Below are 549 nucleotides of genomic sequence, written 5' to 3' on the forward strand. Positions count from 1 at the left end.
GGAGATGGTATGGACGCCTCCCCCCTCGCTGATCGAGTGCGAATGGTTGGGACACGGGTGATGAAGGGGGGCCTCGCAGTCGACGGCATCGAGTGCCAAAGTGGAAGTTCGATTAGCAACCACTCGCAGACGGAGGCCCCGAAATGGATCGTACGACGTATGGCTTGGACCTTGCAAAGAACGTGATGCAACTTCATTGGGTCGATAGCGAGACAGGCGAGATCGGGCGCAAGAAGCTCGCTCGAGCAAAGTTGGGCGAGTTCTTCGCACAGCTGCAACCAGCGCGCGTGGCAATGGAGGCGTGTGGCAGTGCGCACCACTGGGCGCGCGTGCTGGGCGGCCTCGGACACCAGGTGGAGTTGCTGCCAGCACGGCAGGTACGCGCGTTTGTGCGCAGCAACAAGGATGACGCGGCCGATGCGCGCGCGATCTGGCTGGCGGCGCAACAGTGCGACATCCGGCGTGCACCGGTCAAGACCGTGGAGCAGCAGGCGGTGATGTCACTGCACCGAGCACGTTCGCACTGGGTGAGCGTGCGCACGGCCACCC

1 protein-coding gene is annotated in these 549 nt (G+C 63.8%); it reads left to right on the top strand.

What is annotated here, in order from left to right; all coding sequences use genetic code 11:
- Positions 1 to 143 precede the first annotated feature (143 nt).
- Positions 144 to 549 (top strand): IS110 family transposase (locus APY03_RS30330; RefSeq protein ID WP_157103479.1); only part of this gene is annotated, 406 nt, incomplete at its 3' end.

The sequence above is a fragment of the Variovorax sp. WDL1 genome (assembly GCF_001541225.1).
GTDB lineage: Bacteria > Pseudomonadota > Gammaproteobacteria > Burkholderiales > Burkholderiaceae_C > Variovorax.